Source organism: Halomonas halocynthiae DSM 14573 (assembly GCF_000425725.1).
Taxonomy (GTDB): Bacteria; Pseudomonadota; Gammaproteobacteria; order Pseudomonadales; family Halomonadaceae; genus Halomonas; species Halomonas halocynthiae.
The window spans coordinates 179,836-202,818 of the sequence record NZ_AUDZ01000014.1 but is presented as its reverse complement, the minus strand read 5'-3'; the positions used below and the strand labels follow the sequence as shown (position 1 = coordinate 202,818).

The following is a 22,983-nucleotide window of genomic DNA, read 5'->3' as shown; positions in this document are numbered from 1 at the left end:
TCCCCGAGGCCTTGAGCCTCCTGAAGGGCCCAGCAAGACTAGCTGGTTGATAGGCCGGGTGTGGACGCACCAATAGGTGTTGAGCTAACCGGTACTAATTGCCCGTGAGGCTTGACCATATAACCCCAAGCCGTTTGATCACGAGACACACGGCCGGATACGCAACTACAGTGCCAACAGTGGCCTGTTGAGACGATCTCACAGCATGATTTACCCCTTTTCGCCTGACGACCATAGCGTGCGTGAACCACCTGATCCCTTGCCGAACTCAGTAGTGAAACCGCTCCGCGCCGATGGTAGTGTGGGGTCTCCCCATGCGAGAGTAGGTCATCGTCAGGCACTTATACCAAAAAGCCCCGAGCGCAACGCGCTCGGGGCTTTTTTATGTTGTAAACTTTATTTTCAATTAACGTTATAACTCTATGCTGATTAAAGCGAGAAAGGCGCCCTAGGGCGCCTTAATGCGGTTGTTATTGAAGCTGTCATTGAAAAGGTTGTAATAGTCAGGCGCAGAGGCTTTCCAGGGCTTCAATCAAACTGTTCATTTCATTATCGGTGCCAATAGAAATGCGCAGCCAGTTGTTGAGTGCCTCAGTGTTGAAATGGCGCACTAGTATGCCGCGCTTTCTCAAACCGACGAATAGTTGTGCTGCGTCGTATTTTGGGTGGCTGGTTAACAAGAAGTTGGTCTGGGAAGGTAGTACGTCAAAGCCCAGTTGTTCAAGACGCTGACGAGTGTTTTCACGGGTGGTTATCACTGCTGTGCGACAGGCTTCAAAGTGTTCTTTATCTTCCAGTGCCGCGATCGCGACGGCGGAGCAGAGGCTATCCACCGGGAAGGAGTTAAATGAGTTTTTGACTCGCTCTAGTCCTTCTATCAGCTCTCTGGAACCGACTGCATAGCCTAGGCGTATTCCTGCCAAGCTGCGTGATTTGGAGAAGGTGCCCGTTACCAGCAGGTTATCATGCTCAGCTACTAGCGGTATGACGCTTTCACCACCGAAGTCGACGTAGGCTTCGTCAACCAGCACAACGGTATCACGGATACGCTCAAGTAAGGTGTTAATATCCTTGCGTGTATGACCATGACCACTTGGCGCATTAGGGTTAGCGAAAACAACGCCACCAGCATCGTTAGAAAAAGCATCCAGGTCGATACGCCACTGTGCGTCTAATGGGAGCGCGCTGCGCGTAATACCATACAAATTGCAGTAAACCGGATAAAAGCTGTAACTGATTTCTGGCATTTGCAATGCTTGCTGGTGGCAGAAAAATGCCTGAAACGCGAATGCCAGCACCTCATCTGATCCGTTACCAACAAATACCTGCTCTACCTCGACGCCAAACGTGCGTGCCAGCGCCTCACGCAGCTCATGTGAGCTTGGGTCAGGGTAGAGTCGCAAGTGATCGGTACGAAAGTCACGTAAGATGCTACCCACTCCTGGTGCTGGTGAGTAGGGGTTTTCGTTGGTGTTAAGCTTAATCAGTTGTTCTCGTGGTTGTTCGCCTGGCACATAGGGTGTTAGCGAATGAACGTTGGGACTCCAGAACCTACTCATACTCTTCTCGCTTGATCAGTGAATCTTTGCTTCATGTTGACCTGTGAACGGTGCCTGCGCAAGGTGCAGGCATGCTAGGCTAGTTGGTTTGTTTATTCGCCCACACCAAGGAGTTACAGGCATGATCGCTCAAATTGCTGCGACACTGCTGCCGGTTTTTCTGATTGCTGGCAGTGGCGCTGCCTATGGCCGGTTTCGCACGCCTGATATTCAAGGCCTAAACACCTTGAATATGGAGCTGTTTGTGCCTCTGCTAGTGTTCTCAGTGATGGCTGACCGAGATGTTCCTTTGGTTGATTATGGCGGGCTAGCCATGGCTGCAGCGGTTATTGTTCTAGGGTCTGGTTTGCTGTTATGGCCGATTGCCCGCTGGTTGAAGCAGGATGTAAAAACCTTTCTGCCCCCCATGATGTTTAATAACTCTGGCAACATGGGCATCCCGCTGATTGTTCTGGCGTTTGGTGAGGCGGCGCTGCCGGCTGCAGTGGTCGTATTTATCGTAGAAATGGTGCTGCATTTTTCGGTCGGGCTGTGGATGTTGTCTCCCGGTACACCGTTGTGGCGTTTATTGCGCATTCCGATTGTGTCGGCCAGCATAGTAGGACTTGCGGTTAATATTAGTGGGCTCTCATTGCCAGTGTGGTTGTTAGAGGCAATGAATATGCTGGGTGAGATAAGCATTCCATTAATGGTGTTTGCGCTGGGTGTTCGTATGCTGGATATCGATTTCAGCGACTGGCGGACAGGTTTACTCGGGGCGGTACTGTGTCCGCTGTCCGGGGTAGTACTGGCAGTGCCAATGGTGCTGTTGTTGGATCTTGATGCCATATCTATTGCTGCGCTGTGGGTCTTTGCCGCCTTACCTCCAGCAGTACTGAATTATCTAGTGGCTGAGCAGTATCAGCAGGAGCCACACCGTGTGGCATCACTAGTGCTGATCGGGAACCTGGGGAGCTTGGTGGTCATGCCGCTAGTGTTATGGCTGGTGTTTAGTTACCAAGGCTGATTGAGTGTTTGTCGATGCGTATTATTGTTATTATCACGCACGAGATAGGCGCGCGGAAGGTCAGTGTAGTCACCCCAGTGGCGTGGTTTATCTTGACGACATAGGCCAGTGGCTTAGGATGAAGTGGTTGGTTTGTGCGTCTCAGGGGCAGGTTTCTGTACTGTCAGTCAGCGCAACTTGTCGTTATGCTGTGAACCAAGTTACCGCCGTTGCGGTATCTGACACTTTTGTTAGGAGAACGAAGATGCAAATCAGGACGTTGCTGGCAGGTTCTGCCATGCTCGCACTGCTGGCTGGTTGTGCCAGCGGACCCACCGAGACCACACAAGACGTGACAGTGACCGGCACGACGTATCAAGGGACATTGCCGTGCCGTAACTGTGATGGTATTGATATTGGTGTGACACTTGTTGGCGAAGAGGTGACTACCTCTGATGGCCGCACATTCAAGCTGAGAGCAGCGTACCGAGCTCACCCAGAAAACCCACCGGTTGAAAATTATAGCGGTAACTGGACGGTTCTTAATGGGTCTGCTGAAGATCCGAGTGCAACAGTTTATGAGCTGGTTCCCAACGGCGAGGGCCAGACTTATTACTTCTTGAAGCTGGGCCCTCAGGCGCTGGAGCTGATTGATCCTCAGCGCCGTCGTTTTGAAAATAATGAAATGCTGCGCCTCAATCGCCAATAAGCTCGGCGTTTGGCAAATCAAAAGGGGCGGCCATTGGCCGCCCCTTTGTTTGTGAACGATCAACCACCGCATAGGCAGGGAGTCGATAACGGATGGCCAAAGCAAAAAGTGCCTTTGTCTGTACGGAGTGCGGTAGTGAGTTCCGTAAATGGCAGGGACAGTGTACGAGTTGCCAAGAATGGAACACCCTGAGCGAGATTCGTCTGTCTCCTGCGCGTCCTGGTGCGGGGGCCGCCACTAGTGAGCGCAGCGGTTATGCGGGGGCGCTGTCGCGTGAGGTTGTTGACCTGGGAGGGGTAGACCTTAGTGATGTGCCACGCTTGTCTTCAACGTTTGATGAGTTTGATCGTGTGCTGGGGGGCGGGTTAGTTCCCGGCTCTGCGGTGTTACTGGGTGGCCATCCTGGGGCTGGTAAATCGACTCTATTGCTGCAGGTGGCCTGTAAATTGGCTCAGCAGCGTACGGTAATCTATGTGACTGGGGAAGAATCGCTCTCCCAAGTGGCTATGCGTGCGCACCGTTTACAGCTAGCGACCCAGGGGTTGAAAATGCTGGCCGAGACCAGTGTCGAGATTATTCTGGCGGTGGCTGAGCGAGAGCGGCCTGATGTGCTGATTATCGACTCTATTCAGACCACGCATCTGGAAGATATTGCTTCAGCGCCCGGTGGCGTGGCTCAGGTGCGCGAATCAGCGGCAGCGCTGACCCGTTTCGCCAAACAAAGTCATACCGTGTTACTGCTGGTCGGTCATGTGACCAAGGATGGTGCCTTGGCCGGCCCTAAAGTGCTTGAGCACATGATTGATGCGTCGCTGCTGTTGGAAGGCGATGCGGACTCGCGCTTTCGTACGTTGCGTGGGCAGAAAAACCGCTTTGGTGCAGTGAACGAGCTAGGTGTATTTGCCATGCTTGAGCATGGCCTAAAAGAAGTAAAGAACCCCAGTGCTATTTTTCTCTCGCGTGGTGAGGAGCTGTCACCGGGTAGCTTGGTGATGGTGGTTTGGGAAGGTACTCGCCCTCTGTTGGTCGAGGTCCAGGCCTTGTTAGACGATTCGCCGCTGGGTAACCCACGCCGGGTTGCCGTGGGGCTAGACCAAAACCGTTTAGCCATGCTGTTAGCGGTATTGCATCGGCACGGTGGGTTATTTACTGGTGACCAAGACGTTTTCTTGAACGTGGTCGGTGGCGTCAAGGTATTGGAAACCAGTGCTGATTTAGCGGTGTTGCTGGCCGTTGTGTCCAGCTTGCAAAACCGTCCGCTGCCCAAAGAGCTGGTGGTGTTCGGCGAGGTGGGTTTATCCGGTGAGATTCGCCCAGTACCTAGCGGCCAAGAGCGGATTGTAGAAGCGGCTAAACATGGATTTACCCGAGCCATAGTGCCGCGGGGAAATGCGCCGAGGCAGTCGCCGCCAGGTCTGGAGGTTGTCGCAGTGGATAAGCTCGCTGACGCCTTGGAGGCTCTCTAGCTTGGGAGCTCTCTGGTCGAGACGCCCAACGGGTGCGATAGAATACTCACATGACTGACTCAAGGAGAGTGAAATGAGCACTATTCGTCTGACCCAGTACAGTCACGGCGCAGGTTGCGGCTGTAAGATTGCTCCCGATGTGCTCGATAGCATTCTCACCAAAGCGGGTCCTGGCGCAACCAATGCGCAATTGATCGTCGGGAATCAGGGGCGTGAAGATGCCGCGGTTTATGACCTAGGTGATGGTCGCGGTATGATTGCTACCACCGATTTTTTTATGCCGATCGTTGATGATCCTTTCGATTTTGGCCGCATTGCTGCCACCAATGCGATCAGTGATATTTTTGCCATGGGTGGTTTGCCAGTCATGGCGCTGGGCATTCTTGGCTGGCCGCTGGATAAGCTGAGCCCAGACGTTGCCGGTGATGTCATGGCGGGTGCTCAGGCGGTGTGTCGTGAGTTGGGCGTGGCGTTGGCTGGTGGCCACTCTATTGATGCTCCAGAACCGATTTTTGGCTTGGCGGTTAATGGCTTGGTCGATCTGGCCCACCTTAAGCTTAACAAGGGCGCGAAAAAGGGTGACGTGCTGTATCTCACCAAACCGTTGGGCGTTGGTATTTTGACGACCGCCGAGAAGCGCGGCCTGCTGGAGCAAGGCCACCAAGACCTGGCACGGCGCACCATGCTGGAAAGCAACCGCATCGGTGTGGCGCTGTCGCGTATCCAAGGCGTGAATGCCATGACTGACGTGACTGGCTTTGGCTTGGCGGGTCATTTGGCTGAGGTGTGTCAGGCGAGTGGTGTCGCAGCGCATGTTGATTTTCGTCGTCTGCCACGCCTGGCTGAGGCTGAAGGCTACCGTCGGCAGGGCGCGGTTCCTGGTGGGACTGAACGTAACCGCATAGCACTGGGTCATCAGCTGCCAGAAATGGATGATGTTCACTGGCAGTGGCTGTGTGACCCGCAAACCTCGGGTGGTTTGTTGATTGCAGTGGATCCGGCCTGGAGTGACGACGTTGAGCGAGTTGGCCGTGAGTATGGCCTGGCGCTTGCACCTTTTGGTGACATGGTTGAATCGCATGGTGATGCGCTCATTGAGGTGGTGGGGTGAACCTTCCTCTGATTGCAGCAGATCTTGGGTTACTACGCGAAGGGCGTGTATTGATTGATGTGCGTGCGCCAGTAGAGTTTGCTCAGGGGGCTTTGCCTGGCGCGATCAATCTGCCGCTGATGGACGATGAAGAACGCCACCAGGTGGGAATTGCCTACACCAAGCAAGGGCAGGAGGCGGCTGTTGCCCTGGGTGAGCGCTTGGTCAGAGGCAGTATTCGCGCGGCACGTATTGGCGCTTGGCTGCGCCTGCTCCAACAGCACCCCGATGCGATTATTTACTGTTTCCGTGGCGGAATGCGCTCACAGATTGCCCAGCAGTGGTTAGCTGAAGCAGGTCTCGTGCGGCCGCGCATCAATGGTGGTTGGAAAGCCATGCGTCAGGCATTGTTACGCCATATTGATACTGCTGCCATGCAGCCTAAGTTGATCATTAGCGGGCTGACGGGCTGTGCCAAAACGCCATTGATTCAAGCGCTAAACCATGGCCTTGATCTAGAAGCCTGTGCTCGGCACCGCGGCTCTGCTTTTGGTCGTCACCCGTTGAGCAGTCCGTCACAAATCGACTTTGAACATGCGCTAGCCCTGCGGCTGCTCGAACGCTCAGGCCCTGTTGTGCTGGAAGATGAATCGCGCCAGATTGGTGCCTGTAACATTCCGCTCAGTTTTTGGCGGTCTATGGAGCAAGCACCCAGAGTGCGGGTCGAGATGTCGCTAGATTGGCGTTTGGCCCAGATTCATAAAGACTATATTGATGACCTTTGGATTATCTATCAGCGCCAGTTTGGAGACTGGTTAGGCTGGGCGCTGATGCGCAAGCAACTGGCCTCAGCGTTGGGCCGCTTAAGTAAGCGCCTGGGAAGTGCTCGGTTGGCTAGGCTTCAACGCCTGCAGCTGTTGGCTTTTCGTGAGCATGAGCGGGGTAACCGTCAGGCTCATGAAGCGTGGTTGGCACCGCTGCTTACTGAGTATTATGACCCCTTGTATCGTTACCAGCTGGAAAAAAATAACGATAAGCACTTCTTGCATGTGGGTGATTGGGACAGCTGCCTTGCGGCTGCGCAACAGTGGAGTGCGGAGCAAGAGTGAAGGCAGAGCCTTATGCTGGGCGAATGCCATCCAGCACGTTGAATGAGGTTTCGCGTGCGGTCCGCAAGAAATCAATCATCCAAGGCATTTCACGCTGATCCTCACGCAGCGCGGCGAACAGCGTGCCCCAAAGCCCTTGTTCGCCAAGCGGTATGGCCTTCACATAGTTGCGCTCTAAATACTCCGTCAGCGCCCAGTTCGGTAAGGCACAAACACCACGCCCACTGGCCACCAGCTGCATCATCATTACCGTCAACTCGGCCGTGCGCACATCTTTTGGCTGTATGCCCGCTGGATGAAGAAAGCGGCTGAAAACATCCAGGCGTTGGTGTTCAACGGGGTAAGTAATCAACATCTGGTCGGCTAGATCAGCGGGCTGGATAAACGTTTTTTCCGCCAACGGGTGAAGGCGTGATACCGCCAACAGGTTTTGATAACAAAACAGCGGTTCATAGTGAATACCGTTCAGTGACTGCGGGTCGGCAGTGATGACAAGGTCTAGTTGTTCGCGAGCCAACGCGTTGAGTGGGTCAAAGTGATGCCCGCTGGGAATATCGATTTCAACTTCTGGCCAGTGGTCGCGAAAATGATCTACCGACGGCATCAGCCACTGAAAGCAGCTGTGACATTCGATGGCCATATGTAGCCGCCCCTGCTCATTGTCGGCGAGTCGGGCGAGATCTCTTTCAGCCACCCGCACTTGCGGTAGTATTTGCTCGGCAAGGCTGAGTAAGCGCAGCCCTGCGCGGGTGAACTCTACTGGGCGTGTTTTACGAATGAATAGCGGACTGCTTAAGCGCTCTTCCAGGTCTTTAATTTGGTGGGAGAGTGCCGACTGGGTTAGATGGATACGTTCTGCCGCCTCAACAAGAGAGCCGGCATCGCGCAGGGCGACAAGCGTGCGAAGGTGGCGAAGTTCAAGCATTATCCTGAGCAGTCTTCATGTTGTGGTAAAGAAAGCCCAGTTTGATTCAATTCGTGCCAACAAGCGAGACGACATGAGACGTTAGCGGGTAACGCAAGTGGCGGTCAGTGCAACAGTTGAGCGTAAGCCAGCCGGCCGCCAGACAGCGACGCTGCCGGCTGGTATGGTGGCGAACAGCATTTAGTGTCGGCTTCACGCGTGTGCCGTGCTGCTTGTCAGTACTTAATGACAGGGTGTAATCAACAGGGAGTTTACCCATGCCTAAATTTACCCGCTTTTTGGTCATCTCAGCGTCAGCGCTGCTGCTGACTTTGCAAGGCTGTGCCAGCCACTCCAGCTATCCTTCTGGCAGCTCGGGGGGCGCGTCCACGCCAGTACCGCCGCCAATGGCTGAGCAGGATAACGGTGGAACGGATGGGTCAACGGCACCGTTGCTGCCTTCGTTGCTGTTTCCGGGTGAAGGCAAGGCGTTTACCGGCTGGCGCTGCACGCCAGACCAAGGGCTGGTAACGGCAAATGATGGCGACACGCTGCGTTTGTGGTCGGCCCATGGTGCTTGGTCGCTGGATCCCGCCGTGGTTGCCAGCGGTGAGCGTTATCAACAGGGAGATCTGAGTTTCTGGGCCAAAGGGCCTGACGCCACGGTGGAAAGCTCTCGTGGCCGTCTTTCCTGCGAGCGTAATATTCAACAAGATGCCCTGACGCGTGCGCAGTTTCCAGGCGTGATGTTCCGCGCCCAAGGCAATGAGCCTAGCTGGGTGCTAACGCTGGCTAATGACGTGCCAGAGATTTTTCTGTCGCTGGACTACGGCGAGCGGGAAATCACTCTACCGTATCGCGTGATAGCCATGGACAACGCCGAGGGCCGAGTTGAGCTGGCCAGCGGCCAGTCAGCACGCCCTTTTGATGTGCGCATTGAAGCTGGCGCCTGCTTTGACAGCATGAGCGGCCAGCCCTGGCCAGCGAGAGTTGAATTGACGGTTAATGACCAAACCTATCGCGGCTGCGGTCAAGGGATTGCGCCCTGAGGCTGGTATGAGTGAGCTGACTGAAGCAACTATAAGCTGCCCGTACTGCGGTGAAAGTAGCGAAGTGCTGCTTGATCCGCAGGAGGTGCAGCAGGAGTATATTGAAGACTGCCAAGTGTGCTGTCAGCCAATTACTTTTATGGTGACGGTGGACAATGATGGCGATTTATCCGTGGCGGTATACAGCGAAAATGAGATTTTTTAATCCTCTGTCAGCGACCCGAAAGATATGGCATGGTGGTGCGATAAACGGACTATTCGCAGATTCCATTGGGCCTGGCCCAGGCGGGGCCAGCGGCGATGATGCGTTGCTGGACAGGGCAGTCATCGCGATGAGCGCCGGGCAGGTAGCCGGTACTCATTAGCATTTCGCGGACGATTTCCGGCCCGGTAAAGCGGAAAGTGCGGCGAAACAGTTTGACCCATTCGCTATGGGGCAGTGGGTGGTGGTGCTCTAGCCACTGGTGAAATCCGCCGTGGCTGTCGCGAAGCTGCTGTATGACGCTGGCATTGTGGATGACGGCGTTAATTTTCAGCCGATTGCGGATGATGGCGGCATTGTTTAGTAGACGCTCTCGCTCGCTGTCGCCATAGGCGGCCACGCGGTCAACCTCGAAGCCGTCAAAGGCGCTGTGAAAGGCACCGCGTTTTTTCAATACGGTTAGCCATGAAAGCCCCGCCTGGTTGATTTCCAGCGCCAATCGCTCGAACAGCTCGTTTTCGGTGTGAATGGGGAAGCCGTATTCGTGGTCATGATAAGGGCCGTGTTGAGGGTGGCCGGGCGCGGTATCGCAGTAATGACTCATTAAAAAATGCCTTGGGTGGTTAGCTGGCGCGGGTTGGTGAGTGTTTGTCAGGTCAACGCCAAGCCTGTCAGGATGACTGAATCTATTTCATAGGCCAAATGGGAGCGTATTATGCAGTATTTACATACGATGGTTCGGGTCAGCGATCTGGAGGCGTCTTTGCATTTCTATTGTGAGTTGCTGGGGCTTGAGGAGGTGCGCCGTAAAGACAATGAGAAGGGGCGATTTACGCTGGTATTTCTTGCGGCACCTGCGGATAGCGAGCGCTCTGTGCGGCTTTCGGCTCCTGAGCTTGAGCTAACTTGGAACTGGGACCCTGAAACCTATACCGGCGGGCGCAATTTTGGCCACTTGGCTTATCGTGTGGCTGACATCTATGCCGCTTGCGAGCGCCTTCAGGCTGGCGGCGTGACGATCAATCGTCCGCCACGGGATGGCCATATGGCGTTTGTCAGAAGCCCTGATGGTATCTCTATTGAGCTGCTGCAGGCCGGTGAAGCACTGGCTCCGCGAGAGCCGTGGGTGTCGATGGAAAATGCCGGTAGCTGGTGATCAGCCGGTTACGTGCGGGTATGCCGCTACCTTGGGTATTGTCTCAGACCCATGACTGGGGCAAGCTTGAACCGAAATCAAGTTCTTTTATCGCATTTGCTGCTCTAAGGAGAGCTGTACGCCATGCCACTGTTGCTTCGCCAAACTATGATTCCCTTTCTAATGGTCGCTGCGTTGGTGCTGTTGGTCGGTTGTGCCAACGATGAAGGTTCAAAAAAACAGACAGCTGAGCAGAAAAACCTTTCCGGCCCGCTGCTGGGTAAGCGCTGGACGTTACTTCTGGTGGGCACCAGTGAGCGCTTGTCGTTTGAGACGACGCCGTGGTTTGAGATTTCGCCCAATGGCGATGTAAGCGGCTTTGATGGCTGCAACCCGATCATGACCAGCGTAACGCTGGGTAAGAATCACCACATCGAGTTTGGTGATATTGCATCGGGTCGTATGGCATGCCCTGGTATGGAAAATGCCCGTCAGGTGACTGAGATGCTGAACAGTGCTTACGGCTACTTGATCGATCACGATCGGTTGGTGTTTTTCGGCCCTGACCAGCGGGTGCTGGGTGGCTGGCGTGAAAGTAACTAGCCTCTGATCCTCACAAAAAAGCGCCGCCTCTGAGGGCGGCGCTGTTGCTACTTTCGACCGGATTTGAGGCCGTGTGAATTACAGCGCGGCGATTTTTTCGCGTTGCTCCATCAGTAGGCGGTGCGAGGCTTGGGAATCAGCCAGTTTGGCACGTTCCTTTTCCACGACGGCGGCGGGAGCTTTGGCGGTAAAGCCTTCGTTGCTCAGCTTTTTCTCGATGCCGTTAATCACCTTTTCCTGTTTGTCGATTTCTTTAGCTAGGCGAGCCAGTTCGGTGTCTTTGTCGATCAAGTCGGCCATGGGTACCAGTACTTCCATTTCGCCGACCAGTTGCGTTGCTGACAGCGGGGCGTCGGCTGGATTTTCCAGCCAGCTGATGCTGTCGAGTTTGGCTAGCTTAGCCAGAAAACGCTGGTTATCGGCAAGGCGTTGGCGATCGGCGTCAGCGCCCTTGGTGAGCAGCACGTCTAGTGGTTTTCCCGGAGAGATGTTCATCTCGGCGCGGATGTTACGTACCGCGATAATGACGCCTTTTAACCACTCGATATCATGGGTGGCGGTTTCATCGACTGTGTTTTCGTCGACCATTGGCCAGGGCTGAACCATGATGGAGTCGCCAGAGCCTTCGGTGCCTTCGTTGAAGGTGCCGGCCAGCGGTGCCACGCGCTGCCAGATTTCTTCTGTCAGGTAGGGCATCATCGGGTGCGCTAGGCGTAGGGTGGTTTCCAGCACTCGCACCAGCGTACGGCGGGTGCCACGCTTGGCTTCTGCTGAGGCGTTTTCGTCCCAGAGTACTGGTTTGGAAAGTTCCAGATACCAATCGCAATACTCGTTCCACACGAAGTCATACAGCGCCTGTGAGGCGTGATCAAAGCGGAATTCTTCTAACGCGCTCGTTACTTGGGCTTCGGTTTGCTGTAGGCGAGAAATGATCCAGCGATCAGCCAGTGATAATTCAACCGGTGCGTCAGGCGCGAGGCCAGTGTCTTCGCCATCGGCGTTCATCAGCACATAGCGCGAGGCATTCCACAGCTTGTTGCAGAAATTGCGGTAGCCATCCAAGCGACCCATATCGAACTTGATGTCGCGTCCGGTGGTGGCTTGGGAAAGGAAAGTGTAGCGCAGGGCGTCGGTGCCGTGCGCTTCGATGCCTTCTGGAAATTCACTGCGCGTGGCGTTACTGATGGCTTTGGCCTTTTGCGGCTGCATCATATTGCCGGTGCGCTTTTCCATCAGCTCGTCTAACGAGATACCGTCGATCAGATCGATGGGGTCCAGTACGTTGCCCTTGGACTTGGACATCTTGTTGCCTTGGCCGTCGCGTACCAAGCCATGTACATAGACCTTTTTGAACGGCACGTCGCCGGTAAACTTAAGGGTCAGCATGATCATTCGCGCGACCCAGAAGAAAATGATGTCGAAGCCGGTAACCAGCACGCTGGTCGGGTGGAACGTGGCCAGTTCTGGTGTTTGCTCGGGCCAGCCTAAGGTGGCAAAGGTCCACAGGCCGGAGCTAAACCACGTGTCGAGTACGTCTTCGTCTTGCGTCAGGGCCAGGTCGGCGGGCAGGTTATGCTTCTCTCGCGCTTCCTGCTCGTTGCGCGCCACATAGACATTGCCGTCAGCGTCGTACCAAGCCGGAATACGGTGGCCCCACCATAGCTGGCGCGAAATGCACCAGTCTTGCAGATCGCGCATCCAAGAGAAGTACATGTTTTCGTAGTTTTTGGGCACGAACTCGATATCGCCATTTTCTACGGCGGCAATTGCGGGTTTGGCCAATTCATCGACTGCGACAAACCACTGATCGGTGAGATAGGGTTCGATGACGACGTGAGAGCGATCGCCAAACGGCTGCATAATTTTCTTGTTTTCAACCAGCGGGCGTTCAACGCCGTCTTCGTTACGGCGGGTTACCGCAAGCCCTTCTTCGGTGATGGCCTCAATGACCTGCTGACGCGCTGCGAAGCGGTCCAGTCCTCGCAGTGGTTCGGGAACCAGGTTTACCGCCGCTACATCGCCAATGTTTTCACCTTTGGCTGCGCGGCTAGCCAGTTCGGCACTGGCTTCATAGGACAACCCGTCGGTACGCATTCTGGCTTTGCGGTCCATCAGGTTATACAGCGGAATATTATTACGCTGAGCGACGGCATAATCGTTGAAATCGTGCGCTCCGGTAATTTTGACGGCACCTGAGCCGAAAGTGGGGTCTGGATATTCGTCGGTAATAATCGGAATCAGGCGTCGGTGTTCTTTGGGGCCAACTGGAATCTCGCATAGCTTGCCAACTAGCGGTGCGTAACGTTCATCTGACGGATGGACAGCCACTGCACCATCGCCCAGCATGGTTTCGGGCCGAGTGGTGGCGATGGAGATGTAGTCGCGGGTTTCTCTCAGAATGACGTCGCCGTCGCTGTTCTTTTCGATGTATTCGTAGGTCTCACCGCCCGCCAGTGGATATTTGAAGTGCCACATGTGGCCATCGACTTCGACGTTTTCGACTTCGAGGTCGGAAATGGCGGTATTCAGTTCGGGGTCCCAGTTGACCAGCCGCTTACCCCTGTAAATTAGTTTTTCTTCATGAAGTCGTACAAACACGTCTTGTACGGCCTTGTAGAAGCCGTCATCCATGGTGAAGCGTTCGCGGCTCCAGTCGAGGCTGGTGCCCATGCGGCGTAACTGCTGGGTGATCTGTCCTCCGGATTCGTTTTTCCACTCCCAGACTTTGTCGATGAAGTCATTACGGCCTAAATCGTGACGGCTTTTGCCCTCTTCGGTAGCTAGTTTGCGCTCTACCAGCATCTGGGTGGCGATGCCGGCGTGATCGGTGCCGACTTGCCATAAGGTGTTACGGCCCTGCATCCGCCGCCAGCGAGTCAGTGTATCCATAATGGTATCTTGGAACGCGTGACCCATGTGTAGGCTGCCGGTGACGTTTGGCGGCGGAATCATAATGGTAAAGGGCGCGCCGTGGCCGGAGGGGGCGAAGCGGTTGTCCGCTTCCCAGCGCTGATACCAGCGGGATTCGATCTGCTCAGGTTGGTAAGTCTTTTCCATGATGATTCCGGGATCCAGCGAAGACAAAAGTTGACCGCCTAAGGGCTCAAGGCAGGCAGATATTGATTGCATGCCAGTGGCCGTGCGGACGGTGAGAAATGGGGGTAATTATAGCCCGCTACAGTAGCTGGCGTCATGGTGGCTTACGGTTTGCCACCTAGCTGATGTGCCGTAACGGGATAGCCGCGCTCTTTGTAAACCTGCCAGCACTTACGCTTGGTGGTGAGTACGTCTTGGTGTTGGTTGATGATTTCAGCGACGCGCTCGAAACGTGAGAACCATTCAGGAATATCGCTGTGCAGGTTGAGCATAGCGAGCGGCGCTGAGTGATCAGTGACAGGCGGTGCCTGGTGGCCAATGGTTATCGCTACGTTGTCAGCCTGTTCGCTGCCCAGTAATGCGTGGGGCAGGTACGCATCTGGCCGGAACACCCATAGATGATCGTCGATTGCACTGGCCATGGCATCATCTTGGGCATGAATATGTAAACGGTAGCCTTTGTTGACGATGGTTTCGGCTAGCTTGCAGGCGAAGTCTAGGCGGGCGTCTAGGGTGGTGTCCGGCAAGATGTAGAAATCAATGCGGGTCATGAGGTCTCGTTGGGCTGCCTGGGGCGGCGACGTTGTCGGCGCCGCAAGTGTCGAAGCAGGCTGTCGTGAGGAGGAAAATTCCACTCTACAGCCTGCTTTGGCGTGTTGCGGTGAGTCACGTTAAACCAGTTGTGTCATCCAGCCGTGGGTGTCTTTGGCGCGGCCATATTGGATATCGAGCAGGCGCTTACGCAGCTTGGTCGCTACAGCGTTACCCTCGGGGTGTTCAATCGTGCCGTTTTCACTAACCAGTTGGCCAATCGGTGTTACTACGGCGGCGGTACCGCAGGCGAAGACTTCGGTGATCTCACCCGAGGCTATGCCGTCGCGCCACTCGTTAATGCTGATGGCACGCTCTTCTGGTGTCAGGCCTTCGTCTCTGGCGAGTTGTAGCATGGAATCGCGGGTTACGCCTTCAAGGATGGTGTCGGTTAGACGCGGAGTGACGATTCGCCCATCCTTGAAAACGAAAAACAGGTTCATGCCGCCAAGTTCTTCGACCCAAGTATTTTCGGCAGCATCTAGAAAGGCGACCTGATCGCAGTTGTTATCGCTAGCTTCCTGCTGGGCCAGTAGTGAGGCTGCATAGTTGCCACCGCATTTGGCAAAGCCGGTGCCGCCGGGAGCGGCGCGTTTGTAATGTGACGACAGCCAAATGGAAACAGGTTTTACGCCGCCTTTGAAATAGGCTGCCACAGGGCAAGCAATAACGTAGTAGTCGACTTCCTGAGCCGGGCGCACGCCAAGGAAGGCTTCGCTGGCGATCATAAAGGGGCGCAGATATAAGCTGGATTCGTCAGCCTCGCTGTCAGGCGTCGGTACCCAGTGGGCATCTTGGCTAACCAATGTTTTGACGCTGTTGAGAAAGTTGTCGTCTGACAGCTCGGGAAGCGCTAAGCGACGGGCGCTACGACGGAAGCGTTCAGCATTTTTCTCAGGGCGGAAGGTCCAAATAGAACCATCAGCATGGCGGTATGCTTTGATCCCCTCGAAGATTTCTTGGCCGTAATGCAAAACGGCGGCCGAAGGGTCGAGCTGCAAAGGACCGTAAGGGCGTACTTCATGGCCATGCCAGTCGGCGCTGCTAGTCCAGCGTATATGAGCCATGTGGTCAGTAAAATGGCGGCCGAAACCAGGGTTGGCGAGAATATCGTCACGCAGGTTGTCGGCCAGCGGCTGGATTGAGGGCTGCACGCTAAAGTGTTCGGTAGACACGACTCGTGATCTCCGCTGGGCCCCGCTGGTGATAAACGGGGCGATGACTCGAAGCCGGAGGGTAGTGCCAAAATCCGGCGTTTATTGAATACTAAATGAAGTGAAGCCAACACCGCGAGGGTTACTGCTCTCGCGGTGTTAATACGGCGTAATTAGGTGTTGGTGTTTTCACCTTGGCGGTCAGCTTCACGATCCAACAAATATTGTGTGAGCAGGCTAACAGGACGCCCGCTGGCACCTTTCTGTTTGCCGGAATGCCAAGCGGTACCGGCGATATCCAAGTGTGCCCAAGGATAGCTTTCGGTGAAGCGTGACAAGAAACAACCCGCAGTCACGGTGCCTGCGGGGCGACCGCCAATGTTGGCAATGTCGGCAAAGTTGGAGCTCAGTTGCTCTTGATACTCGTCCCAAAGCGGCAGTTGCCAAACGCGGTCCCACGAGGTTTCACCGGCTTCCTGCAGATTTAGTGCCAGATCATCGTTGTTGGACATCAGGCCGGTAGCGTGGTGTCCCAACGCAATAATCACAGCGCCGGTCAGGGTGGCGATATCAACGACACTAGCGGGGTTGAAACGTTCGGCATAGGTTAGTGCATCGCACAGCACCAAACGGCCTTCGGCATCAGTGTTAAGCACCTCAACACTCAGGCCTTTGAGGGTTTTGATGATATCACCCGGTTTTGTGGCATGCCCGCTGGGCATGTTTTCGGCGCTGGCGACAATCGCAACCAGGTTGATCTTGGGTTTGAGGGCTAATACCGCGCTGACGGTGCCGAACACACTGGCTGCGCCACACATGTCGAACTTCATTTCGTCCATGCCTTCGCCAGGCTTGAGCGAGATACCGCCGCTGTCAAAGGTAATGCCTTTGCCGACTAGGACATGTGGTGCTTCATCAGGGTCATCGGCGCCTTGGTACTTCATGACGATCAGCCGTGATGGCTCATCGCTGCCATGGCCAACGCTAAGCAGGGAGTGAGCACCTAACGTCTCAAGCGCCTCTTCATCAAGAATGTCGGCAATGAGTCGGCCATCTGAGCTAGCAGCCAGTTCTTCTGCTTTGCCGGCCAAGTAGCGTGGCGTGCAAATGTTGCCTGGCAGGTTGCCTAAGGTGCGCGTCAGGTTGGCGCCAGCGCCAATGGCGTCGCCGGTGGCAGCCCCTGCTTTTGTGGCTTCCGCGCTGTCGCTTTCGCTGATCAGCAGGGTCACGCTTTCTAGTCGCGGTGTGGGAGCGGGTTCCGACTTGAAGTCGTTGAAGCGGTAAAGTGCGCGGTGAGTTGCTTCAGCGACCATGCGGGCTTTCCAGCCACAGTCGCGGTCACCAACGGGGACGTCGGTAAAGGTGACGGCGGCGGCGTCAATGGAAAGCTGGGTTAGCGCTTTCAAGCCCGCATCAACGGCGCTGCGAAAGGCACTTTCTTGAAACGTGTCTTTTGCACCCAAGCCAACCAGCAGGAGTCGGTCTGTATTCAGACCTGGGGCAAAGGGCACCAACTGAACATTTCCCAGCGTGGGATTGAAGTCGCCGCGCTCGATCAGCTGGCTGATCAGGCGCTCGCTAGCATCGTCAAGCTTGGCTGCGCCGGGCAGCAGCTCGCTATTCTTGAATACAGGTACTAACAGGCAGTCGGTCTCAACCCGAACAGGGTTAACCGTTTGGACGGGGAATTCCATGGGCTCTCCACAAGACAAGCGATGTAGGATTCAGGATAATGCCACGCATCATCGAGTCGTTTCAGTGTACCCAAGGCCAAGCGTCATTGCATGGAAGTTGGTCGGTCAGAGAGGTAATCATGATTCTGTTTCGCTATCTTACGCGTGAAATCCTCCAGACCATGGCCGCTGTGGCTGGTGTACTGCTATTGGTCATTATGGGAAGTCGCTTCATCCGCTATTTTTCCAGTGCGGCGGAGGGGGATATTCCGGTCAGTATTCTTGGCAATTTGATGCTCTATCATTTGCCAGGTTTTCTTGAACTCATCCTGCCTTTAGCCTTTTTTCTGGGCATTCTTCTGGCTTATGGGCAACTGTATCTGAACAGCGAAATTACGGTGCTGGTTGCCTGCGGGACTAGTCCGGTTAAGTTGCTACAGGTCAGTATGGTGTCGTCTGTTATTGTGGTGGTGCTGGTGGGCTTGTGTAGCCTGTGGTTGACACCAGCGGGAGCGCTGCACAATGAGCTTCTTATTGAAGAGCAGCGAGGCCGGCTTGATTTTAGCTCATTAACACCAGGACGTTTCCAGGATTTTGGCGATGGACGAACTGTCTATATTGAGGCGTTAGATGAAAATGATGCGCTTATGGAGGAGGTGTTTATCAGTGAGCGACAGCGCCGCAGTGACGGCTCTCCTGAAACCATGGTGACGCGCGCGGCGAGTGGCTATCAAGTAACCGACGATGCCGCGGGGACGCGCTTTCTCGTGTTGGGTGATGGTGAACGCTTTAGCATTGAGCCGGGGCAGAATCAGGCTGAACGTTTGGTGTTTGACAGCTACGCAGTGCGCCTGACAGGCACTATTCTTGACCCAGATTTGGCCATTGCTGAGTATGCGACGACCGATAGACTACTCACTTCTTCGCAGCCAGCCTTCCAGGCTCAGCTGCAATGGCGGCTGAGCTTACCTCTCATGGTAGTGGTTCTGACGGTAATGGCCATGCCGTTATCAAAGGTAAATCCTCGGCAAGGGCGTTTTGCCAAGCTGTTGCCTGCCGTATTTCTTTATGTGGCATATCTGAGTTTGTTGTTGGCGACACTTGATGCGATTGGTAGTGGCAGTTGGCCCGTTGCTGTTGGTATGTGGCCGATTCATGGCGTCTTTTTGGCCCTGGGGCTTGGTCTACTGTGGCGTGACCAGCGCCGGGGGATGAGCGGATGATGATCGCGGACCGGCTGGACCGTTATATAGCTCGCCATGTTCTGGGCGCTATTATTGTTGTTCAGTGTGTGCTGCTCGGGCTGGATATGACGATCAGTTACATTAATGACCTGAGTGACGTGAAGGGAGATTATGGCGCGCTTCAAGTATTGATGTATCTGTGCATGCGCTTGCCATGGCGCTTTTATCAGTATGCGCCGGTAGCGGTGCTGATTGGTGCTCTGATCGGTCTGGGCAGTATGGCATCCAGTAATGAGCTAACGGTGATGCGTGCTGCAGGGCGATCACTGACCCGCATTCTGTGGGGGGTGATGAAGCCGATTATTCTGGTGGTCGTGGTTGTATTGATTGTGGCGGAATATATCAACCCAGTGACGGAGCAGTACGCAACCGCTTGGCGCTTGGAAAAAATGCAGGGCGAAGGCGCGCTGCTGACCGAAAGTGGTGGCTGGCAGCGTGATGGCGATACGTACTATCGCTTTGGTGCCATTCGTGCTGATGACGTGGTGCTGGACCTAACGCGTTATCGTTTTGATGGACGCGAATTGAAAGAGGCAATGAGTGCGCAGCGTGCCAGTTGGCTTGATGGCGGCTGGGTGCTAGAGAATGTTGCCATTACTCGCTTTGAAGACGGCCGCAGTATAGCGACTCGAGTGGAGCAAATGCCGTGGGAAACACAGCTGACACCGGTTGAGCTTGATCGCCTGTTGCGCCGTTTGGCTATTCAGGCGCCCAGTGAACTATGGGCTCATGCTCAATTTCTTGAGTCTCAAGGGCAGTCAGCGACTCAGCCATTATTGTATTTTTGGCAGAAGATGCTAATGCCGCTGACGATGGCGTCACTGGTGTTAGTTGCGGCATCTTTTGTTTTCGGCCCGCTGAGAAGCGTGGCGGCGGGCACGCGTGTTTTTTATGGCGTTATTACTGGTCTGGTCTTCAAGTATCTGCAGGACCTGCTGGCACCAGCGTCGACCTTGTTTGGTTTTTCACCGGTTTTTGCCGTACTGGCTCCGGCGCTGGTCTGTGCTGCTGCAGGACTTTATATGCTGCGCCGTAGTGGGTGATGCTTTGAGTTTGCTGGAGGGAAGGGTGCAGAGACGCTTTGAACAGTGTGATGACGTTTGGTCGGCGGGTCTTGGTCGGCGGTTGGGTGCCATGCTCTACGATGGCCTGTTGCTGTTAGCTATCTGGATTGCCGTGGGCGCAGCGCATGTCGCCGTTAGCCGACTACTGCTGCATATTCCTGCCGACCAGATCGGCTTGGGGGTGGCTCAGGTACTGAGTCTACGTGCTTTGATGGCAGTATCGGCGTTTGCTTTCTTTGCCTTTTTCTGGCGACGTGGGGGTATGACGCTGGGCATGCAAGCGTGGCGCTTGCGTGTACAGACGCGTGACTGTTGTTCGATTACGCTGACTCAGGCACTGTTGCGCTTTTTAGTCGGGACATTGTCTTTTGTGCCCTTGGGTTTGGGGCATTGGTGGTTATTGTTTGATGGAGAGCGAAGAAGCTGGGCTGATTTAGCGTCGGGTACACAAGTAGTGGTGGTGCCCAAAGGCTGATTTTCCGGTTAGGCTGGTAGTGCTTGCGGTGCTTTATTGCTGGCCCCGAGCGGAAATCTTGGTAAGGTGCATGATCTGCGCCCATAATGGCAGCATTTCGACGTCGAGGAGACTGTGATGAAACTGCTTAACCGCTCTGCTCTGAGTGTCAGACCAACCAAGGATTTTGTGGACTGGATCAATGATCTGGAGCCGACCTTGGGTGATGAAGACCTTTCTATTACTGATGTAGAACGGGAAAGCACGGTGTATCTGATCCCTGAGATGGAGTCTCCAGAAGCCTTGGCGTCTTTTGTTCATGCGCGCTATGGCGAAATTCTTGAGACTGAGCTACGCGCTTGGGAGGAAGATGAAAGCCAGTGGCCGGATGTTCTCGACTGGGCACTGTTTGAGCGTTTCTTGCGTTACGAACACAGCTATTTGGCAATCGATCTTGATGATGACACCCCGCTTGAGGTTGCTGAGATTGACGATGATCTGTTGCAGGAAATAAGCGAGGACTGATCTGGCAGCTTAGTGGTGGACACCCAAGATGACACTTGACGCCTTGAAGATTGCGCTGGCAGTTGTGCCTTCTTCAAGCGCTAAGTCGTTGGCGCTTTGATGGGTGATGATAGCCGCCAGATGGCCGCCGCCCTCAAGTGCCAGCACCACCTCCGTATTGACGGCGCCCGGCTGTAAGCGCTCGACCCTTCCGGTTAGCAGGTTACGTGCAGAGACATGTGCGCCCTCGATTTCAGTGGCGATGATCACCGACGATGCCTTGATTAAAGCAAATGCGTCGCTGCCAACGGCAAGCCCGAGGTTTTCTGAGCTCTCACGAGTGATTACCGCTGTTAAATGTTGGTTGGGGGCGATGCACAGCTCAACTTCATCGTTAACGGCACCTTGTTTGATGGCCGTTACGGTGCCGCTAAAATTATTGCGCGCACTGCTTTTCATGCTCAATCTCCGTAGCATCAGTAAATCATCGGTCATGCTGCTGGCTTGCTGGCTCAACTCAGCAATAAAGCGCTGGTGCTCCTGTTCCAAACGGGAAAAATTCGCCATTAACTGATGGCCGCGAGGCGTTACTATGGTTGAGCCGCCACCCTTGCCGCCAACGCTGCGTAGCACCAGTGGCTCTCCCGCTAGGTTGTTCATCTGATCAACAGCGTCCCAAGCGGCTTTGTAGCTCATTTTCATTGCCCTTGCGGCCCCAGAGATGGAGCCTGTTTCAGCAATAAGGCGGAGGAGACGCATGCGGCCGTGACCGCCGAAACGTCGCTCGCCGGTATTGATCCAGATCTGTCCTTCTACGCTGATGGGCGGGGATCTGTGAGGCATTGTCGTGGCTCCAGGGAATGCAAGGGGCAGGCTTAGGCCGTTAAGTGTACCAGCTGGTGCTGCTCAGGCGATCACCTCTGCCATTGCGTATCGATAGGAGAAGAGAATTGACCAGCCGATTGTTCACCGACCGCGAAGGCGATGTTGGCTTGCCGGGGAGCGAGCGGCGCTTGGCTGTGCTGGCGCTGGTGCTTGGCACCAGTATGGCGGTGATTGATGCCACCATGATTAACGTAGCGTTACCGAGGATTGCTGAAGATTTGGCAGTAACTGGCTCGCAGGTGGTGTGGGTAACTAACGTGTTTCAAGTGGTATGCGCGGCGTTTTTGTTGGTATTTGCTGGGCTTAGCGAGCTCTTCTCGCGTCGACGAATGTACACCTTTGGGATGACGCTGTTCAGTCTGGCGGCAGTGGGTGCGGCGCTATCTTCACGGCTAGAGACGTTATTGTTGTTTCGTGGTTTGCAGGGGTTGGGGGCGGCGGCAACACTGTCCATCGGTACGTCATTGTATCGCGCGATTTTTCCTTCTCGGTTACTGGGGAGCGCCCTAGGGCTGAGTGCCATGGTGGTAGCCGTGGGGTATGCGGCTGGCCCAGCGGTTGGGGGGCTGGTGCTGTCGGTAGCGAACTGGCCATGGTTGTTCATGCTGACAGTGCCGCTCGGGTTGGTGGCGGCATGGCTGGCTTGGCGGGCATTACCGAAAGAGCCGCGTCGTCAAGGTGGTTTTGATGTGCTGGGGGCGCTGTGCGCTATTATCACGCTGTCGGCTTTTTTTGCTGCACTGGAAGCCCTCAGCCATGGGGTATGGCGCTTGCCGGTGCTGTTATGGCCATTGCTGGCGATACTCTCGTTCATCGTATTTTTGTGGCGTCAGCGCCGTGCCCCGCATCCATTGCTCCACTTACCTCTGTTTGGTGTCGCGCGTTTTCGTTTGGCGTTGGCGAGCCAATGCCTAGCGTTTATCGGTCATGGGGTGGCTTTTGTGGCGTTGTCGTTCTTGTTTCAGGAAAGCATGGGCATGACGCCGCTGCAGACGGCGTGGTTGTTTACGCCGTGGCCACTCACTGTCATGGTGGTTGGCCCCTTAGCTGGGCGCTTGGCGGATCGCTTGAACCCTGGGTTGCTGGCGAGTATGGGGCTTGGGCTGTTGTTGAGTGGGCTAGTCGCATTGGCGCAGTTGAGCGATGGCGCGAGCATGTTAGACATTGTCTGGCGTATGGCATTGTGCGGTATTGGGTTCGGCTTGTTTCAGTCGCCCAATAACCGTGAATTGATGGGCTGTGTTTCTCGTGAGCGCAGCGCCAATGCTTCGGGCATCATGGGTACCACAAGAACGGTGGCCCAATCGCTGGGGGTAGCTGTCGTTGGTGCCTTTTTAGCAACTGAGCTGCCAGTGCAGGCCGCATTATGGCTTGGCAGCGTAAGTTGTTTTTTGGCACTGTTGGTTAGCCTGCGGCGACTTCCGCTGGCGAAGGAGCAGGCACGTGCCCCAGCCAAACAGGTACAATGAACGGCCTTAGTTGTATCAAGATTTTCCCTATTCAGGAG

General features: G+C 55.0%; 22 protein-coding genes and 2 rRNA genes. 16 read left to right on the top strand and 8 right to left on the bottom strand.

The window, feature by feature from the left end:
* Nucleotides 1-119 (top strand): 23S ribosomal RNA (locus H616_RS0102885); the annotation flags it as partial.
* 104 nt (nucleotides 120-223) lie between these two features.
* Nucleotides 224-339, top strand: a 5S ribosomal RNA gene (gene rrf, locus H616_RS0102880).
* A 164-nt stretch (nucleotides 340-503) separates the two neighbouring features.
* Here rrf and hisC read toward each other — a convergent pair.
* Nucleotides 504-1,559 (bottom strand): histidinol-phosphate transaminase, encoded by a 1,056-nt coding sequence (gene hisC / locus H616_RS0102875; RefSeq protein ID WP_027966013.1) that lies wholly within the window; start codon nucleotides 1,557-1,559, stop codon nucleotides 504-506.
* 121 nt (nucleotides 1,560-1,680) lie between these two features.
* Here hisC and H616_RS0102870 point away from each other — a divergent pair, with 121 nt between their 5' ends.
* From H616_RS0102870 to mnmH, 5 genes are all read left to right on the top strand, one after another.
* Nucleotides 1,681-2,565: an AEC family transporter gene (locus H616_RS0102870; RefSeq protein ID WP_027966012.1), complete on the top strand. Its 885-nt coding sequence runs from the start codon at nucleotides 1,681-1,683 to the stop codon at nucleotides 2,563-2,565.
* A 244-nt stretch (nucleotides 2,566-2,809) separates the two neighbouring features.
* Nucleotides 2,810-3,253: a copper resistance protein NlpE N-terminal domain-containing protein gene (locus H616_RS0102865; protein ID WP_027966011.1), complete on the top strand. Its 444-nt coding sequence runs from the start codon at nucleotides 2,810-2,812 to the stop codon at nucleotides 3,251-3,253.
* Nucleotides 3,254-3,345: 92 nt separating this feature from the next.
* Nucleotides 3,346-4,719: a DNA repair protein RadA gene (radA, locus tag H616_RS0102860; protein ID WP_027966010.1), complete on the top strand. Its 1,374-nt coding sequence runs from the start codon at nucleotides 3,346-3,348 to the stop codon at nucleotides 4,717-4,719.
* 73 nt (nucleotides 4,720-4,792) lie between these two features.
* Entirely contained in the window at nucleotides 4,793-5,830 is a 1,038-nt protein-coding gene (selD, locus tag H616_RS0102855) for a selenide, water dikinase SelD (RefSeq protein WP_027966009.1), read from the top strand.
* Nucleotides 5,827-6,918 (top strand): tRNA 2-selenouridine(34) synthase MnmH, encoded by a 1,092-nt coding sequence (mnmH, locus tag H616_RS0102850; RefSeq protein ID WP_027966008.1) that lies wholly within the window; start codon nucleotides 5,827-5,829, stop codon nucleotides 6,916-6,918. Before selD ends, mnmH begins: the two co-directional genes overlap by 4 nt.
* Nucleotides 6,919-6,928: 10 nt before the next feature.
* Here the strand turns inward: mnmH and H616_RS0102845 are convergent, their stop codons facing one another.
* Nucleotides 6,929-7,843 (bottom strand): LysR family transcriptional regulator, encoded by a 915-nt coding sequence (locus tag H616_RS0102845; protein WP_027966007.1) that lies wholly within the window; start codon nucleotides 7,841-7,843, stop codon nucleotides 6,929-6,931.
* Nucleotides 7,844-8,100: 257 nt separating this feature from the next.
* On the opposite strand from H616_RS0102845, the gene H616_RS0102840 reads away from it, so the two are divergent.
* Complete coding sequence (locus H616_RS0102840; protein WP_027966006.1) at nucleotides 8,101-8,871, top strand: COG3650 family protein; 771 nt, start codon at nucleotides 8,101-8,103, stop codon at nucleotides 8,869-8,871.
* A gap of 7 nt (nucleotides 8,872-8,878) precedes the next feature.
* Nucleotides 8,879-9,076, top strand: a complete 198-nt coding sequence (locus tag H616_RS0102835) for a CPXCG motif-containing cysteine-rich protein (protein ID WP_027966005.1) — start codon at nucleotides 8,879-8,881, stop codon at nucleotides 9,074-9,076.
* Between the two features lie 49 nt (nucleotides 9,077-9,125).
* Here the strand turns inward: H616_RS0102835 and H616_RS0102830 are convergent, their stop codons facing one another.
* Nucleotides 9,126-9,677, bottom strand: a complete 552-nt coding sequence (locus H616_RS0102830) for a DNA-3-methyladenine glycosylase I (RefSeq protein ID WP_027966004.1) — start codon at nucleotides 9,675-9,677, stop codon at nucleotides 9,126-9,128.
* Between the two features lie 111 nt (nucleotides 9,678-9,788).
* Between H616_RS0102830 and H616_RS0102825 the strand changes: the two genes are divergently transcribed.
* Both H616_RS0102825 and H616_RS0102820 read left to right on the top strand, forming a co-directional pair.
* Nucleotides 9,789-10,229, top strand: coding sequence for a VOC family protein (locus H616_RS0102825; RefSeq protein WP_027966003.1), 441 nt, complete (start codon nucleotides 9,789-9,791; stop codon nucleotides 10,227-10,229).
* 123 nt (nucleotides 10,230-10,352) lie between these two features.
* The gene (locus H616_RS0102820; protein ID WP_035572400.1) at nucleotides 10,353-10,811 is read left to right on the top strand and encodes an META domain-containing protein; all 459 of its coding nucleotides are present in this window, start codon (nucleotides 10,353-10,355) and stop codon (nucleotides 10,809-10,811) included.
* A gap of 78 nt (nucleotides 10,812-10,889) precedes the next feature.
* Here the strand turns inward: H616_RS0102820 and H616_RS0102815 are convergent, their stop codons facing one another.
* The 4 genes from H616_RS0102815 to H616_RS0102800 all read right to left on the bottom strand — a co-directional run bounded on the left by H616_RS0102815 (nucleotide 10,890) and on the right by H616_RS0102800 (nucleotide 17,346).
* Nucleotides 10,890-13,868: a valine--tRNA ligase gene (locus tag H616_RS0102815; RefSeq protein ID WP_027966001.1), complete on the bottom strand. Its 2,979-nt coding sequence runs from the start codon at nucleotides 13,866-13,868 to the stop codon at nucleotides 10,890-10,892.
* A gap of 143 nt (nucleotides 13,869-14,011) precedes the next feature.
* On the bottom strand, nucleotides 14,012-14,458 hold the full coding sequence (locus H616_RS0102810) for a DNA polymerase III subunit chi (RefSeq protein ID WP_027966000.1): 447 nt from the start codon (nucleotides 14,456-14,458) through the stop codon (nucleotides 14,012-14,014).
* Nucleotides 14,459-14,578: 120 nt separating this feature from the next.
* Nucleotides 14,579-15,673, bottom strand: coding sequence for a branched-chain amino acid aminotransferase (locus H616_RS0102805; protein ID WP_027965999.1), 1,095 nt, complete (start codon nucleotides 15,671-15,673; stop codon nucleotides 14,579-14,581).
* 152 nt (nucleotides 15,674-15,825) lie between these two features.
* Nucleotides 15,826-17,346 (bottom strand): leucyl aminopeptidase, encoded by a 1,521-nt coding sequence (locus H616_RS0102800; protein ID WP_027965998.1) that lies wholly within the window; start codon nucleotides 17,344-17,346, stop codon nucleotides 15,826-15,828.
* Between the two features lie 119 nt (nucleotides 17,347-17,465).
* Between H616_RS0102800 and lptF the strand changes: the two genes are divergently transcribed.
* The 4 genes from lptF (at nucleotide 17,466) to H616_RS0102780 (ending at nucleotide 20,612) form a co-directional block, all read left to right on the top strand.
* Nucleotides 17,466-18,548, top strand: a complete 1,083-nt coding sequence (gene lptF / locus H616_RS0102795; RefSeq protein ID WP_027965997.1) for an LPS export ABC transporter permease LptF — start codon at nucleotides 17,466-17,468, stop codon at nucleotides 18,546-18,548.
* The gene (gene lptG / locus H616_RS0102790) at nucleotides 18,548-19,612 is read left to right on the top strand and encodes an LPS export ABC transporter permease LptG (protein ID WP_027965996.1); all 1,065 of its coding nucleotides are present in this window, start codon (nucleotides 18,548-18,550) and stop codon (nucleotides 19,610-19,612) included. The genes lptF and lptG overlap by 1 nt, the downstream gene beginning before the upstream one ends.
* 25 nt (nucleotides 19,613-19,637) lie before the next feature.
* Nucleotides 19,638-20,108 (top strand): RDD family protein, encoded by a 471-nt coding sequence (locus H616_RS0102785; RefSeq protein ID WP_027965995.1) that lies wholly within the window; start codon nucleotides 19,638-19,640, stop codon nucleotides 20,106-20,108.
* A gap of 117 nt (nucleotides 20,109-20,225) precedes the next feature.
* On the top strand, nucleotides 20,226-20,612 hold the full coding sequence (locus H616_RS0102780) for a hypothetical protein (RefSeq protein WP_027965994.1): 387 nt from the start codon (nucleotides 20,226-20,228) through the stop codon (nucleotides 20,610-20,612).
* 9 nt (nucleotides 20,613-20,621) lie between these two features.
* Here the strand turns inward: H616_RS0102780 and H616_RS0102775 are convergent, their stop codons facing one another.
* Nucleotides 20,622-21,434 (bottom strand): TOBE domain-containing protein, encoded by an 813-nt coding sequence (locus tag H616_RS0102775; protein ID WP_027965993.1) that lies wholly within the window; start codon nucleotides 21,432-21,434, stop codon nucleotides 20,622-20,624.
* A 107-nt stretch (nucleotides 21,435-21,541) separates the two neighbouring features.
* Between H616_RS0102775 and H616_RS0102770 the strand changes: the two genes are divergently transcribed.
* Complete coding sequence (locus H616_RS0102770) at nucleotides 21,542-22,945, top strand: MFS transporter (RefSeq protein ID WP_027965992.1); 1,404 nt, start codon at nucleotides 21,542-21,544, stop codon at nucleotides 22,943-22,945.
* Nucleotides 22,946-22,983: the final 38 nt, after the last annotated feature.